General features: G+C 53.9%; 15 protein-coding genes and 1 pseudogene. 3 read left to right on the top strand and 13 right to left on the bottom strand.

Annotated features, from left to right (window positions below; all coding sequences use genetic code 11):
- Window positions 1-109: 109 nt before the first annotated feature.
- The 3 genes and pseudogenes from QMG93_RS17675 to QMG93_RS17665 all read right to left on the bottom strand — a co-directional run.
- Window positions 110-390 (bottom strand): annotated as a pseudogene (locus QMG93_RS17675) (SAM-dependent methyltransferase); the annotation flags it as partial.
- On the bottom strand, window positions 387-1,193 hold the full coding sequence (asd, locus tag QMG93_RS17670; RefSeq protein ID WP_281938680.1) for an archaetidylserine decarboxylase: 807 nt from the start codon (window positions 1,191-1,193) through the stop codon (window positions 387-389). The gene asd and the pseudogene QMG93_RS17675, both read right to left, overlap by 4 nt.
- Window positions 1,194-1,312: 119 nt before the next feature.
- Entirely contained in the window at window positions 1,313-1,825 is a 513-nt protein-coding gene (locus QMG93_RS17665) for a metal-dependent hydrolase (RefSeq protein WP_281938678.1), read from the bottom strand.
- A gap of 358 nt (window positions 1,826-2,183) precedes the next feature.
- Here QMG93_RS17665 and QMG93_RS17660 point away from each other — a divergent pair, with 358 nt between their 5' ends.
- Window positions 2,184-3,002: a glycerophosphodiester phosphodiesterase gene (locus tag QMG93_RS17660; RefSeq protein ID WP_281938676.1), complete on the top strand. Its 819-nt coding sequence runs from the start codon at window positions 2,184-2,186 to the stop codon at window positions 3,000-3,002.
- Window positions 3,003-3,088: 86 nt separating this feature from the next.
- Here the strand turns inward: QMG93_RS17660 and QMG93_RS17655 are convergent, their stop codons facing one another.
- The 3 genes from QMG93_RS17655 to QMG93_RS17645 all read right to left on the bottom strand — a co-directional run bounded on the left by QMG93_RS17655 (window position 3,089) and on the right by QMG93_RS17645 (window position 5,894).
- Entirely contained in the window at window positions 3,089-4,459 is a 1,371-nt protein-coding gene (locus QMG93_RS17655) for a glycosyl hydrolase family 18 protein (RefSeq protein WP_281938674.1), read from the bottom strand.
- An 88-nt stretch (window positions 4,460-4,547) separates the two neighbouring features.
- Window positions 4,548-5,288: an SDR family oxidoreductase gene (locus QMG93_RS17650; protein ID WP_281938672.1), complete on the bottom strand. Its 741-nt coding sequence runs from the start codon at window positions 5,286-5,288 to the stop codon at window positions 4,548-4,550.
- Window positions 5,289-5,306: 18 nt separating this feature from the next.
- Window positions 5,307-5,894, bottom strand: coding sequence for a TetR/AcrR family transcriptional regulator (locus QMG93_RS17645; protein WP_281938670.1), 588 nt, complete (start codon window positions 5,892-5,894; stop codon window positions 5,307-5,309).
- Window positions 5,895-6,054: 160 nt separating this feature from the next.
- On the opposite strand from QMG93_RS17645, the gene QMG93_RS17640 reads away from it, so the two are divergent.
- Window positions 6,055-6,687, top strand: coding sequence for a substrate-binding domain-containing protein (locus QMG93_RS17640; RefSeq protein ID WP_281938668.1), 633 nt, complete (start codon window positions 6,055-6,057; stop codon window positions 6,685-6,687).
- A gap of 195 nt (window positions 6,688-6,882) precedes the next feature.
- The gene (locus tag QMG93_RS17635; RefSeq protein ID WP_281938839.1) at window positions 6,883-8,043 is read left to right on the top strand and encodes an MFS transporter; all 1,161 of its coding nucleotides are present in this window, start codon (window positions 6,883-6,885) and stop codon (window positions 8,041-8,043) included.
- A gap of 298 nt (window positions 8,044-8,341) precedes the next feature.
- On the opposite strand, the gene pruA is transcribed toward QMG93_RS17635, so the two are convergent.
- From pruA to QMG93_RS17600, 7 genes are all read right to left on the bottom strand, one after another.
- Complete coding sequence (gene pruA / locus QMG93_RS17630; protein WP_281938666.1) at window positions 8,342-9,910, bottom strand: L-glutamate gamma-semialdehyde dehydrogenase; 1,569 nt, start codon at window positions 9,908-9,910, stop codon at window positions 8,342-8,344.
- Window positions 9,911-9,941: 31 nt separating this feature from the next.
- Window positions 9,942-10,856: a proline dehydrogenase gene (locus QMG93_RS17625; protein WP_281938663.1), complete on the bottom strand. Its 915-nt coding sequence runs from the start codon at window positions 10,854-10,856 to the stop codon at window positions 9,942-9,944.
- 133 nt (window positions 10,857-10,989) lie between these two features.
- Window positions 10,990-11,928: a DMT family transporter gene (locus tag QMG93_RS17620; RefSeq protein WP_281938661.1), complete on the bottom strand. Its 939-nt coding sequence runs from the start codon at window positions 11,926-11,928 to the stop codon at window positions 10,990-10,992.
- On the bottom strand, window positions 11,928-12,650 hold the full coding sequence (locus tag QMG93_RS17615) for an ABC transporter ATP-binding protein (RefSeq protein WP_281938659.1): 723 nt from the start codon (window positions 12,648-12,650) through the stop codon (window positions 11,928-11,930). The genes QMG93_RS17620 and QMG93_RS17615 overlap by 1 nt, the downstream gene beginning before the upstream one ends.
- Entirely contained in the window at window positions 12,647-13,426 is a 780-nt protein-coding gene (locus QMG93_RS17610) for an ABC transporter ATP-binding protein (RefSeq protein ID WP_281938658.1), read from the bottom strand. Before QMG93_RS17610 ends, QMG93_RS17615 begins: the two co-directional genes overlap by 4 nt.
- Window positions 13,427-13,446: 20 nt before the next feature.
- Window positions 13,447-14,451: a branched-chain amino acid ABC transporter permease gene (locus tag QMG93_RS17605; protein WP_281938656.1), complete on the bottom strand. Its 1,005-nt coding sequence runs from the start codon at window positions 14,449-14,451 to the stop codon at window positions 13,447-13,449.
- 4 nt (window positions 14,452-14,455) lie between these two features.
- Complete coding sequence (locus tag QMG93_RS17600; RefSeq protein WP_281938654.1) at window positions 14,456-15,370, bottom strand: branched-chain amino acid ABC transporter permease; 915 nt, start codon at window positions 15,368-15,370, stop codon at window positions 14,456-14,458.
- Window positions 15,371-15,379: the final 9 nt, after the last annotated feature.

Genomic DNA, 15,379 nt, shown 5'->3' with positions numbered 1-15,379 from the left:
CTGCTGACAATGATGCACAGCTTTTATTCTAGCAGCTCCTCTGTCATTTTATCGAACAATCTCCTTTCAGTCCATGACAGCCGGGAGTATGCACTCCCGAATCAGTCTACGATATCAAAGGGTCGTTCGTCATTTCACGAGCTTTTTGAAGCATTTTGTCCGATAGACCCACATCGATCACCGAACTTGCTTGCTGCCTCGCGGGAATATCGGCAATGCCAACTGAAACCGCAGCCCAAATCAAGTACGCTTTTATTTCGCAAATCCGGTATTAACGGTTTTAATACATGCCATTCTACTCTGCTTCAAGTCCTTTGACCGATCTTTGCATTTTTTCATTTTTTCATAGGCGGAAAAGAAACTCACATCATCATACTTGTTTTGTTTCATTGGCTACATCTCCCCTCCCAATAACCGAGCGCTTCACCGACGCGTACCTTGCCGCCGACATCGAGACCGTCGCGGAACGCGAAAGCTTCCTTCTCAATCAGTAGTATAACCGTTGAACCGAATTCGAAGAAGGCCAACTCCTCTCCCCGGTCCAACCGGACGCGCAGCGGCTCCGTATACCGAATGCTGCTGACGTTCATCGCTCCCACCTTGACGACCGTCGCCATGCCGAAGCGGTGCCTGATGCACGTAATCAGCCGTTCATTGCGGCTCAGTACCTTGGGCATACGAAGCAGGCTGCGCTCGTGAACCGGATAGACCGTTCCCGGGATGCGGCGCGTGGCGGTTACCTCTCCGGTAACCGGGGAATGGACGCGATGATAGTCGGCCGGGCTCAAATACAGGACGATAAAATAGCCGCTGTGGTACCGGTCCTTCATGGGCAAATCATGGAGCATCTCGTCCAAGCCGTATTCTTGACCCTTGACCATAAAGCGCAGCTCGTCGTTCATCGAACCAATGCCGGTGACGGTGCCGTCCACGGGGCTGACCAGCGAATTGGCGTCGGGAGCGTCGGGGCGCAACCCGGGTTTTAACCGACGAATAAAAAAGTCGTTCAGCGATTCGTAGGCGTCAATCGGTTGTTCGGCTTCCTCGACCCGGATGCCGTACGTTTTCGCAAAGCGCCGGATGAGCCGACGGCTAGCTTTCGACTTGGTAAACGAGCCGATTCGCTCGGACAGCCATTTGCGTGACGACAGCTCGGTTAGCAAACAAAATAAGTGCCGATTCAATGGGTTCATCGCCAGCCTTCGTTATAATAAATACGCTAACGAGACGAATTATAAAGGCAGCGGGCAGTTGCATCAATGACGAATTTCCTATCGTTACGATAGGTGTGCCGAATGAACGAATGGATGAGTCAGAACAGCCCCAAGACGGTATCCCAATAGTAACGGACCGGCAGCGCAATGCAGAGCAGCGTCAGTATGTAGCGGAATCCGGTTTCCATGAACGAACCCGTTTCGATCGCCATAAATTTCGGCAGCAGCCGGAATTTGAGCTTGATCGGCCACAGCAGCTCGACTCCCTGCTCGTTGAACAAATCGATGAAAGCATGGGACGCGTAAGCGAGCAGAAAGCTCCAGAAGAACAGTTCCGGAAGCGGCAGCAGCAGCGCGGCAATGCCGCACAGGAACAAGACGGAGTGCGTCAGCGTCCGGTGCCGGACGTCCATGAGCCGCAGTACGAAGGACAGCGGAAAAAATACTTTGGCCATCGTCGATCCCGGTTTGTCGATGTCGGCCAAAGGCCCTGCCAAGCAGCCAAGCAGAAGCGCAGCGGCGGTTTCCCAGGACAGAAGCGGCACCTGGAAGTGCAGCAGTACCCCTTCCGCGGCCAGCAAACCGGCGACGCTGTGCGTTTTTTGCAGCATTCTTAGATCCTCCTCGTTATTCTGTGTTGTTGCGGCCCGGTCAAGAGCTTTCCCATTATACCAAACATATGATCGCATTTCTATATCTCTCTTAACCGGATACAAATTCGTTCGCTGACGGACCCTTTTTTCCGTTCCTCCCGCGCCTTCCTTTCGCAATTGTTAAGAAACCGTTAGCGCATGCGGTCCAAAACGCCGGGACAAGCTAATTTTTATCTAACCGAAAAATGCTAAAATTTTTTTGCCCGGACCTGAGGAATTTGTCGAATCCGGATCGTCTATAGTAGAGGACGCTGGCGATGCCCGATTCGGAGCTTCGCGCCGTCCGTGCATTTTATTTTCATCAGGAGGCTGCTTTATGCAAAAATTCATGCTGGTGCTTGCCGTTGTATTCGCCGTCAACTTTACCGCCACAGGCTCGACGCCTGCTACGCGCGCAGACAACAGCGGCCTCGTTACCGCGCACCGCGGCAGCTCGCACGCCGCGCCCGAGAACACGGCGAGCTCGATTCGCCAAGCGATCAAGGACGGCGCGGGCTATGCCGAGCTTGACGTTCAGGAGACAGCCGACGGGGTAATCGTGCTGATGCACGACGATAGCGCCAAACGGACGACGGGAATCAACAAGCCCATGTGGGAAATCCCATACGGCGAGCTGCGCCAGGCGAGCGCCGGTGATTGGTTTCACCCGCAATTTCGCCAAGAACGCGTTCCGACGTTGGAAGAAATCATCGAGATCGCCCAAGGCAAAATCAAGCTCAACATCGAGCTTAAAAATAACGGCCATCAAAAACGGCTGGCCGAGGAAACCGTCAACATTATCGAGCGCCGAAAATTCACGGCGGACTGTACGGTAACTTCGTTCGATCCTGCGCTTTTGCGCAAAGTAAAACAGCTCAATGCCAGCATTCGAACCGGCTTGATCGTGGGGCAGCAATTCGCGAACCGCGAAGCGCTGTTTACGGACCGTAACTACGAAGTACTCAGCACCGCTTATCCTTTGGTCGATGAAGAATTTATGCGTCTCGCCGCGCAGCATCGCAAGCAAGTGTTCGTCTGGACCGTCAATGACAGGAAGACGATGAACCGCATGCTGAAGCTCGGCGTCGATAGCATCATTACGAACGAGCCCGCACAGTTGGTCGAGCTGCTTCGCCAACGCCGCGCCAAGTCCTAACTCCCGAAGAACGTCAAAACCCGCCTTGCTGCGGTCCGTCCGGACCCGAGGGCGGGTTTGTTTTTGTTTTTAAGCTTCCGACGTGGTTATGTCGCGCTCTTGCGAATAACGAATTCGTTCTCCAGCATCGTCCAGATACCGGGATCCTCCATGCCGAGTCTCCATAAAGCGAGACCCCGGATGTCCAGACGATGGGCCAGCTGCATTTTCGACCGGATGCTGGCCGCATTTTCAAACCAAACCTCGTGCTTATTGCCGGACTCATCCGTATAAGCGAACATCGGCGTCTGCGTTTTCTCGTCGAAGATGACTTCTTTGTTATATTTTCTCGCTAAATTCATCGCCATGGCATAGGTCGCATACGTGTTGCGCCCGGTCGTCAAGTTAAAATCGAAGCCGAATACCGACACGGCGGCCGTAATTTTGGAGGCGGGCATTTTGGTCAGCGCATATTTGACCACGCTTTCCATCCAGCCGATCGAGACGACGGGCCCCGGACCGCTTCCCGGCCAGCCATGCTCGTTGTACAGCATTAACACGAGCTCGTTAACTACCTGGCCCAGTACGGAATAGTTGAACGGCGCCGAGAACGGGTTCGTCGGTTCGTCCGAGGTGCGCGAAGGCGTATCGACGGAATAAAAATACCCGTGATCGTGCAAAGTTTTGCCGAGTTCCCGGTAGAAGGCCGAAAGGCGCTCCCTGTCATCGTAACGGACATCCTCGAAGTCAATGTTGACCCCGTCGAAGTTATAACGCTGGATCAGTGCGATCACGTTCGAGATGAACGCCCTCCGCGTATCCGGTGTCGCCAGCATCCCGTGAATGACTTCTTTGTTGACCTCCTGATGCCCTCTTTCGTACAGCAAATTATGTACCGTCGGCATCATTTTCACATTATGGCGATGCCCGTAATCCACGACCTGCCGCATGTAGACGTCGGTAAACGTTGCCGGAAATTTCTCGATTTCCGTCGGACTGGCCCGGTTGATGCGGAAATGAAACATGCCCACGGCAGACAGCTGCGCAGTATGCTCCACAAACACTTGATGCGAGCTGGGAAGCGTCGGTCCTTCCCTTTCCGTGTAAAAGCCCAGCACCTGCTGCACCGGACGTTCCCCGCCGTGGGGAACGACCCTGACCAGGTCTCGGAGCACCCAGCCGATCCGTCCGTCGTACAGCTGCACCTGCACCCAGTCGCCTTCGATACCTGTCACCGGCAGTCTGGCTCCCCGGTCCATCTGGTCGATGAGCGGCGAGGTCGTTCCCGGATACTTGCGGATGTTCACCGTGTTGACGTTAACGATGGCCTCCGTATAGACGGGAATACGCAGCCTTTGTCCGACCTGCAAAGCCGTTGACGTCAATCCGTTTAAAATCATGATCGCCTGGTACGTCGTCCCGAATCTTCGAGCGATCAAATAGAGGGAATCCCCTCGCTGAACGACATATGTAATCATGGTCTTCTCCTTTGCGAAGCATGTTACTACTATTCGTATTCAGCCGAGGGACGCAATACGATCGGTGCGCATAAATTTTTTGAACGGGTTAAATAAAACCGCCGTTGACGCGCAGCGTCTGGCCGGTGATCCATTGGGACTTGTCGCTGACCAGCAGCTCGACGGCATCTGCGATGTCTTCGGGTTCCCCTATACGGCCGAACGCATTGAGCTTTTTCATGCCCTCGATCTGCTCTTCGGTTTTACCTGCCGTAAAAAGCTCCGTATTCACAGGGCCGGGAGCTACCGCATTAATCGTAATTTGTTTGGTGCCGAACTCCTTCGCAAGCTGACGGGTGAATTGTTCGACCGCCCCTTTCGTGCCCGCATAGACGCTGTACGTCGGAAACATCTGCCCGACGATTGAAGTCGAGAAGTTCACGATTCGGCCGTTGTTTTCCATATGCTTCATCGCTTGCTGGCATGCAAAAAAGGTGCCTTTGACATTCACGGCGAACTGCTGCTCAAAATCGCTCTCCGTCACATCCGAAAGCGGTTTGTTGAGCATCAGTCCGGCGTTGTTGATCAGAATATCCACCTTCCCGAATTCGGCGATCGTTTGGGCAAACAATTGTTCGATATCGCTCACCTTGCCGAGATCGGCGCGAATGGCGGTCGCTTGACCGCCATTTTGAACGATGCCCACCACTACTTCCGCTGCCTTCTCCGGGCTCCCGGCATAATTGATCGCTACCTTGGCCCCCAATCCGGCCAAGCGCTCGGCAATGACGCGGCCGATTCCCCGCGACGATCCGGTAACGATGGCTACTTTACCTTCCAATGGTTTCATACGTGCTTCCCTTCTTTCTTAGTCGTTGGTTTTGAGGCCTTGCTCGATCAGAGCCCACACATCCGAAAACTCGGCGTCGATCGCCGGGCTTTTCCATTCGTAAGCGTGGGCCGGATGATGAAACCGCGCCGTAGCGTAAAAGACGGCGCGGGCCGACCGTTCGGGATGGTCGGACTTCAGACCGCCGCGGAGCATGATATCCGTCAGATGCCCGACAATACAGCCAATGTGCTTGGAGATGAGTTCGGCGGATTCATCCGATACCTTGGCATACATGGCAAACAACGCTTCGTCTTCACGGGCATAGTGCCGCTTTAGCCGGACGAGCGTCTGAATATACGCGTGTACATGTCCGACTCCGTGCAAAGAAGAGTCGCGACACACGTCCGCAAGCGGCGCGATGATCTTCTCCTCCAGCCATTGTTCCGTCGCCGCTTCGAACAGCTCCGTCTTGCTTTTGAAATGGCGGTAAATGCTGCCGTGACTGACGTCTAACGCTTTCGCCACGTCCGTTACCGAGGTTTTCGCCATCCCGTATCGTCTGATCGTTTCTTCCGTTGCCGCAATGATTTGTTCCTTTGTTAACACGTCCGAGGATTTTTCCATGAAAACACGACCCTCCTTGCCATTAGAATAGCAAACTTCAGTGACAAATGACAAATTTTATTTTTTGTCAGTCATTAAGCATTCGCCATCTCTTAGCCATCCGGCTTAATATTGGTTACCGCAACTGGCGCCTCTGATCGAATCGCTGGAGGAAACGACGATGGCGTTCAAATCCGCTTCCCTGCCCAGTCTTCGAACGATCCGAATCGGGTCGGCGCATGAGTTTTATATGGAAAAAGTCATCCCTCTGCTGCCTCGATTCAAAACGTGCACTATCTCCACTTTCGGAACGGCCGATCCATTGCTGGAACTGTTGAAGGAAGATAAGGTGGATATCGTCATTACTTCCAAAAAGCATGTGACCCCGGGAATCGAGTATGTGAAGCTGTACGACGAACAATTTGTCGTTGTCGCCCCTGCCCGGCTGGAAGTGCCTGAAACGGATAATCTGAAGCTGAGAGAACAGTGGCTTGCCGCCCAAAATTGGATCAGCTACGGCTTGGAGCTGCCGATTATCCGAAGGTTTTGGAGAGAGCATTTTAAAAAACGTCCGCTGATTAAACCGACCCACGTCATTCCCAATTTGCATATCATTTTGAAGACGATCGAAATCGGCGAAGGCTTAAGCATGATGCCTACGTATATGCTGGAAAAATCGATAAACGAGCGAACCAAAGTGATCTACGGGGATTTAACCGTAAAAAACGAGCTGTTTTTCGCCTATAACATGAAGCATAAGCATCTGCCCCAAATTCAGGAGCTAATGCAGCTTATCCGTGAAAGCGATCTATAAATAAATTTATGAATGAAGTACAATTTCATAATTTGTTTTATGCCTGATTCGGATTTACAATGTAGACTATCGATTTCAACCGGGAGGAAGGCCGACACGTGCAAAATCACCTTCCTTACTTATAGGGAGGGACTTTTCTTGAGATCGCATAGTTTAACTAATCCATCGAGAGCGGCATCGAGCAAAAGCTCGACCATGGCTTTATACGCATTAACGGTGGGTGCATTTGCCATCGGAATGACGGAATTCGTCATCATGGGGCTGCTGCCGGAGGTGGCGGCGGACCTTCAAGTCTCGATTCCGTCGGCCGGCCTGCTCATTACCGGCTACGCCCTCGGAGTGGCCCTGGGCGCTCCGTTCATTACGATGGCTACGCACAAGATGCAGCGCAAAGCGCTTCTGCTCCTGCTTATGGCCATCTTTATCGCCGGGAACGCGCTCGCCGCGCTTGCGCCGAATTACGCGGTTTTGATGCTAGCCCGCATTGTGGCGGCGCTGACGCACGGCTCCTTTTTCGGTGTCGGCTCCGTTGTCGCAGCCGAGCTGGTTCCCAAGGAAAAGCGCGCCGGTGCGATCGCCATCATGTTCACCGGACTGACCTTGGCGAACATTCTGGGTGTCCCGATCGGGACGTTCCTGGGTCAAACGTACGGCTGGCGAGCGCCGTTCTGGGCCATTACCGCGATCGGCTTCGTGGCGCTGCTTGGCGTCATTGTGCTGGTGCCCAAGGTGAAGGCGGCCCCGTCGAGCCTGAGGCAAGAGCTTGGCGTGCTGCGCCGGCCTGCGGTTCATGTGGCGCTGCTGATGACGGTGTTTGGCTTCGGAGGCGTGTTTACGGCCTTCACTTACATTACGCCCATTTTGGTGGACATTACCGGGTTCTCGCCGGGGTCGGTATCTTACATTCTTGGTTTGTTCGGCCTCGGGATTACCATAGGCAATATTTATGGGGGAAAATTGGCGGACCGGAATCTGCTGCCCTCGCTTACCGGGATTCTCGTCCTGCTCGCAGCCGTTCTCGTCCTGTTGGGGCTGACGGATCATGTTAAGATCTTGACGTTGATCACGGTATTTGTTTTTGGCGTAGCCGCATTCGGGACCGTTCCGGGGCTGCAGCTTCATATGCTGAATACGGCGAAAGAGGCGCCTACTCTGGCTTCTACGCTGAACATCGCGGCCTTTAACCTCGGCAATGCCTTGGGCGCTTATCTGGGGGGCGTGGTCATCGACACGCAGCTTGGCGGAGGGCTTCCCACCGTTCCATACGCCGCCTCTCTCGTGACGGTGGTCGGCATTTTGTTTACACTCTGGGGCATTCGGCAAAGCAAAAACGCGGCAAGAGCCGGTTTCAAGTAAGAGGGGAAAAATAGCGTGATTTTGACCGAAATAGAGAAGCATACGTAGGTGGGGTATCCACTGGAGAAGCGATAGCGGCCGCCTTTGTCTTCGGGAAATGTCCGCTGCTAAGCGGCTTCTAATCAAAATTTCCCGAAGACAAGAGTGGTCGGAAGTGGATACCCCACCCCTTCATTACCTCTATAATCCCGTTTGACCACTTTCTAAAAAAGCTCAGCCCGGTACCTCAAAGGTACCGGGCTTCGTTTGCCGCGCAATGCGATATACATCCTGCACTTTTACATTCGTCGGCAGGCGATTAGTTTTTCCGGGAGGTTAATTTGGCTTGCGTAAACAACAGCAAATAATCGTAGCCGCCCGCTTTGGAGTCCGTGCCAGACATGTTGAACCCGCCGAACGGATGCACGCCGACCAAGGCGCCGGTACATTTGCGGTTGATGTACAGATTGCCGCAGTGCACCGTCTCCAGCGCTTCCTCGATCCGCTCTTCATCCGAGGAGAAGAAGGCGCCCGTCAAACCGAATTCGGTATCGTTGTACATCGCAATCGCTTCTTTCCAATCCTTCGCTTTGCCGATGGCGAGCACCGGTCCGAAAATTTCCTCTTGCATGATCCGCGCTTTGCCATCCACGTCGGCAAATACCGTCGGCTCGATATAGTAGCCGTTGCCATGCGCTTTGCTGCCTCCGGCAAGCAGCTTGCCTTCCGTCTTGCCGATCTCGATGTAGTTCAAAATTTTATCGTAGGAGCCTTGATCGATGACCGGCCCGACCGGCGCATTGGTTTCCGGCAGCCCGATTTGCAGGGCTTTCGTCAATTCGACGACCTTCTCGACCACTTCGTCGTACACGGACTCGACGATAAACGCGCGCGAGCCGGCCGAGCATTTCTGGCCTTGGAAGCCGAAAGCCGAAGCGACAATCGCTTGGGCCGCCGCTTGAAGATCGGCCGTTTCGTCGACGACAATCCCGTCTTTTCCGCCCATCTCCGCAACGACGCGCTTGATCCAGATTTGCCCCGGAGCCGTCTCCGCCGCCAAGCGGTTGATGCGCAGCCCGATTTCCTTGGAGCCGGTGAAGCTGACGAAGCGCGTTTTCGGATGCGTCGTCAAGTAATCCCCGACTTCCGCGCCGCTGCCCGGAATATAGTTAATGACCCCGGCAGGCAGTCCCACTTCTTCCATCAATGCCACGAATTTATGAGCAATGACCGGCGTCGTGGACGCAGGCTTGAGCAGAACGGTGTTGCCAGATACGACGGCGGCCGTCGTCATGCCTACGCAAATCGCCAGCGGGAAGTTCCACGGAGGAATCACAACGCCGACGCCAAGCGGAATGTACGTCAGGTTGTTCGTCTCGCCCGCGATTTTCGTCAAAGGCTGGGTTTCGTTGATACGGCTCAGGCGCAGCATTTCCCGGGCATAAAACTCGATGAAGTCGATCGCTTCCGCAGTATCGGCATCGGCTTCCGCATAGTTTTTGCCGGATTCCAGAATCATCAGCGCGGAAAACTCGTGCTTGCGCTGACGCATCAGCTCCGCCGCTTTAAACAAATAGTCCGCGCGCTCCGCAGCAGGCACCCGCTTCCACGATTCGAACGCCTGCAAAGCAACCTGCATCGCCTCTTCGGCCAAAGCCTGGTCGGCTTTACTGACGCGGCCGATCACTTGATCCTTGTCTCCCGGGTTAATCGATACGATGCGCGCTTCAGTCATCACTTTTTTGCTGCCGATATGCAGCGGATAATCCCGGCCAAGCTCGGCCTTGACCTTGGCAAGTGCGGCTTCCATTGCCTTCTTGTTCTCTTCCTTGCTGAAATCCGTAAACGGCTCGTTTACAAACGGGCTTACTTTTGTCAACATATTCATGGATAAGTCCCCTTTCAAGGATAGGAATGGTTTATTTAAACATATTTTTCAGGACAAACCAGACATTCGCCGGACGTTCCGCCAACCGCCGCATGAAGTAACCGAACCAATCGATGCCGTACGGCACGTAGACGCGCACCTTGTAGCCTTCTGCGACCAAACGGTTTTGCAGTTCTTCACAAATCCCGTAAAGCATCTGGAACTCGAAGCGGTCGTTCGGGATGCCGTGCTCTTTGACAAGCTGCTTGGTAAACGTGATCATGTTCTCATCATGGCTGGCAACCGCGGTATAGTTCCCGTTCAGCAGGTGCATCTTGATGATCTTCTTGTAATTCTCGTCGACATCTTTCTTTTCCGGAAAGGCCACCTTCGGAGACTCCTTATAGGCTCCCTTCACCAAGCGCAGATTCGCCCGGAGCTCGTTCAAATCTTTGATATCCTGCTCCGTGCGGAACAAGTACGCCTGAATCACGATACCGACGTTGTCGTAGGTCTGACGAAGCTCGCGGTAAATATCGAGCGACACTTGGCAGTGGGCGTAATCCTCCATATCGATGCGCACGAAATTGCCGTATTCCCGGGCTCTGTCCAAAATTTTGCGCATGTTGCTCATGCACAGCTCTTTGTCGATATCCAACCCAAGCGACGTCATCTTCAGGGAAAGATTGGACTGAACGCCCGATTCCGCAATCGCATCCAACGTGCGCAGACACATTTCGGTCGATTCCATGGCCTCGGCCTCGGTGGAAATAAATTCGCCCAAATGGTCCAACGTGACGACCCGACCGGACTGATTCAGCTTGCGAACCACTTCAATCGACTGCCCGATTGTTTCGCCTGCGACGAAACGGGCCGCGCCGAAGCGCAATCCATATCTTTTCGCCAATTGATTTGCGGAGCGGTTCTTTCCTATCGCTTGAAACATATTCCGCATGAGCACTTCCATGGACACCGAATCCTCCTTCTAAAACCATCCATTGTTGTCGTATGAAAGCGTTATCTGTATTTACACTATACAACCAAAAGACAAAATTGTACACACATTTAACAATAATTTTGTTTATTTTTAATTAACTTGTCTATTTTTGAACACTTTTAGGCTTAATTCGAAAATAAATCCCTACGCCGAGCATGGTTAAAAGCCCGCCGGCCGCCTGAAGCCAGGTAGGCTGTTCGTTCAATAACAGATACGCCAAAATGATTGCCAATACCGGTTCGCCGATGACCGCCATGGACACCGTCGTCGCGTTCACGTAGGCTAACAGCCAATTGAACAGCATTTGCCCCATCACGGTAGGGATCAGCGCCAACAGCACAAAGATACCCCAGTCCGTCGGCGTATAATCCGTAAGTGTATAACGATTGAACACATTGAACATAAACAGCAGCAAGGCGGCAATGACAAAAACAAACAGACTGTACAGCATGGACGGGATTTCTTTCATCAGCTTTTGCCCCGCCATCAAATAGAGCGAATAGCTGAGCGCTCCCGCAATCGACAGCAGATCGCCGTAAAGAGCTTGCCCGGAGAAGCCGATATCTCCCCAGCCGATCAGCACCGACCCGACCAAGGCGACGATCAAGCTGGCGACGCCTTGAACGGAGGTCCGCTCTTTAAACAGGAAAAACGAACCGATCATAATAAAAACAGGCTGCAGCGTCAACAAGATCATGGAGCTGGCAACGGAAGTATGCTTTAGCGACTCCATCCAGAAAAGGAAGTGCAGACCCAGAAACAAACCGGACAGCACCAGCAGCAAGCCGCCCTTGACGCTCCAGGAAAACCGGTCGCCTCCCGTTTGCTTCCACGGCCTGAACGGAAGCAGCAGCACAATTGTGAACAAAAGCCGGTACATGCCCATGATCGAGGCAGGGGCCGACGACCATTTAATAAAGATGGAAGATAACGCAACGGAGAATACCCCGACAAACAGCAAGGCATACGGCGATACGGGCAGGCTGCCGCGCTTCGTCGTCACGGCCGGTTGGGACAACCGTTCCTCTAGAGGACGAGCCATCAATGGACACCAAGATAAGCCTTGACCACGTTGTCGTCCGCAAGCAGGTTGGCGGCGCTGTCTTCCATCGTAATGGAGCCGGTTTCCAGCACGTAGCCGCGATGCGCCAATTTGAGCGCCGCCTTCGCATTCTGCTCGACCAGCAAAATCGTCGTGCCCCGCTGCCGGTTGATCTGTTTGATGATCTTCATAATGTCGATGACGATGATCGGGGCAAGCCCCATCGAAGGCTCGTCGAGCATCAATAGCTTGGGCTCCGACATGAGCGCCCGGCCGATGGCCAGCATCTGCTGCTCCCCGCCGCTTAACGTTCCCGCCATTTGCTTGCGGCGCTCGGCCAGCCGGGGGAACATTTGAAAGACCATGTTCAGATTTTGCGCCAGCCTCGCCTTGTCGCTTTTTTTGATGAAAAAGCCGAGCTCCAGGTTTTCCGTCACCGTGAGGCCGCCGAACACCCTCCGCCCCTCAGGCACATGCACGACGCCCATTTCCACGATCGTATGCGGCTCTTTTTTCGTCATATCCTCGCCCATAAACGCGATGCTGCCTTGAGCCGGGCGGATCAGCCCGGATATCGTTTTCAGAATCGTGCTTTTGCCGGCGCCGTTGGCCCCGAGCAGCGCGACGATTTCACCTTGCTTCACCGTAAAATCAACGCCGCGGACCGCCTGAATTTTGCCGTAAAAGGTTTCTATGCGTTTCACATCGAGAATGGTGCTCATACCGCCTCATCCTCCTCTTCTTTGCCCAGATACGCTTCGATCACCCGGGGATCGTTCAGCACGTCCTGCGGCGTACCTTCCGCCAGTTTTTGCCCGTAATTCAGCACCATGATGTGATCGGACACTTTGTTGATCAGTCCCATATCGTGCTCGATCAGGACGACGGGAATGCGGTAAGTCTCGCGAATTCGACCGATCAGACCGATCAGATCCTGCTTTTCGCTAAAGTTGAAGCCCGCCGCCGGCTCGTCCAGAAAAAGGATTTTCGGCTGAATCGCCAAGGCACGCGCAATTTCCAGATAACGCTGGGCGCCGTATGGCAGGTTCTTGGCAAGCCGGTCGGTGTACGCTTCGATCCCGACAAAACGGATACACTCCTCCGCCACCTGCCGAATCCAGGCTTCCTCCTTGCGGTGACCGGGCGTGCGCAGCAGCGCTCCCAACAGCCCTTGCTTCGTTCTGGAATGCATGCCCGCCATCACGTTCTCAAGCACAGTCAGGTTCGGAAATACGCGCAGGTTCTGAAAGGTGCGGGCCATGCCCATCGACGTAATACGGCTCGGCTTCTTCCCGACGATATTCACGCCGTCGAATAAAATTTCGCCGCGCGTCGGCCGATAAAAGCCCGTAATCATATTGAATAAGGATGTTTTCCCAGCCCCGTTCGGCCCGATGACGCTCATCACGGCATTGTCCGGAATGTCAAAGCTCAGATTGTTCACGGCCGTCAATCCGCCGAATTGGAGATGCAGATTGGAAATTCGCATGTTCGCCATTTAATCTCACCTCGGATTGCTTATTCTTTACCCCGGCTCTCGGGAACAAGTCCTTGCGGGCGGAAAATCATCAGGATCACCAGCGCAACCCCGAAGACAAGGAAACGGTAGCGGTCGATATCCACATCCAAATGAATGAGCTTATTCAAATCCCGAAGCGACTCGGGAAGAACGATGACGATGATCGCGCCGATCACGACGCCGGAAATCCGCCCCAGACCGCCAAGAATCACGGCCAGCAAAATCATGACCGACTGCATGAAGTTGAAGCTTTCGGGCGCTATCGCTGTCATTTTGACCGCAAATACCGCGCCGGCCAGGCCGCCGAAAAAGGCTCCTACCGAATAAGCGGCCAGCTTGCTGCGCACCCGGTTAATGCCCATCGCCTCCGCCGCGTCCTCATCCTCCCGGATGTAAGCCCAGGAGCGCCCGATTCTCGATTGCCCGAGCCGCTTGGAAGCCACGATTGCAATGACCGCCAAAATCAGTATAGCCCAATAGCAGTACGTCAGGTTGTTGATCGTAATGCCCATGAAGGTCGTCGGAGCGGGAAACGGGCTCAGGATACCGTAAATTCCGGACGCTCCGCCGGTAAATTCGAGATTTTTGGCCGATATTTTGACAATCTCGCCGAAGCCCAGCGTGACGATCGCCAGATAGTCGCTGCGGAGCCGGAGGGTCGGCGCCCCGATAATAAGTCCGGCCACGGCGGCGAATATTCCGCTAAGCGCAAGGGCCAGAAAAAAATTCATATGAAACTGCGTCATGAAAATGCCCGTCGTATAGGCGCCGACCGCGAAAAACGCGGAATACCCCAGGTCGAGCAGCCCGGCGTAGCCGACCACGACATTCAGTCCGAGCCCGAGAACGATATAGAACACGGCAAGAAAGCCGACGTCCAGCCAATAAGGCCCGGCGAAGAAAGGGAAAAACGCGGCCAGCACCATCAGCGCCGCGAGCGCCGACGATTTGGCATTGATTTTCGGACGGTTTAAAACAACGGTTTGCTTCGTCGCATTTTCCATACCTTTACATCCTTTCCGTCACTTTTTGGCCCAAAATGCCCGTCGGTTTGACCACCAGCAGAGCGATAAGAATGAAGAATGCAAAGACATCCTTCCATTCGCCGCCGAATTGGTACGTGCCGACCGTCTCCAGCACGCCCAGCATCAAGCCGCCGAGCATCGCCCCGCGAATGTTGCCGATTCCGCCGATGACGGCGGCCGTAAAAGCCTTCATGCCAAAAATAAAGCCCATCGTAAACGTAAGGCTGCCGTAATAGCTTGCATTCATCATGCCGGCGGCCGCAGCCAGAAAAGAACCGACGAAGAACGTCAACGAAATCACTTTCGTCACGTTGATGCCGACCAGACTGCTGGCCGTCTGATCGATCGCAATCGCTCGCATCGCCTTGCCGTAAATCGTCCGGTGGACGAACAGCTGCAAAGCGATCATCAGGAGCGCCGAAACGGCGATGATTCCGATCTGGGCATACGTAATTTTGGCACCGAGGAGCGAGAAGCCTGTCGTCGGCAGCGTCACGGGCATAATGTAGGGCTTGGCGCCATATGCCGCCATAATCGTATTTTCAAGCACCAGCGACATGCCTACTGCGGTAATCAATATCGATAAACGGGGAGCCTTCAGCAGCGGCCTGTAGGCGATCCGTTCGATTCCCATCCCTAAAAATCCGGTGACGACCATCGCGATGAGAAAAGCCAGTCCCATCCCCAGCAAGCTTTCTCCTGTACCGGTCAGCTTGGCCAATACCGTGTAGCCGACAAAAGCGCCGACCATGAACAAATCGCCATGCGCAAAATTGAGCAGCTTGATGATGCCGTATACCATCGAATAACCGAGCGCAATCAAGGCATAAAAGGAACCTACGATCAAAGCGTTAATCAACTGCTGCACAAAAATGTCGGTGGTAAGATGAAATTCCATCGGACCGCT

It is taken from the genome of Paenibacillus tyrphae (genome assembly GCF_027925525.1).
GTDB classification, from domain to species: domain Bacteria; phylum Bacillota; class Bacilli; order Paenibacillales; family NBRC-103111; genus Paenibacillus_G; species Paenibacillus_G tyrfis_B.
This window is presented reverse-complemented; position numbering and strand designations above follow the sequence as displayed.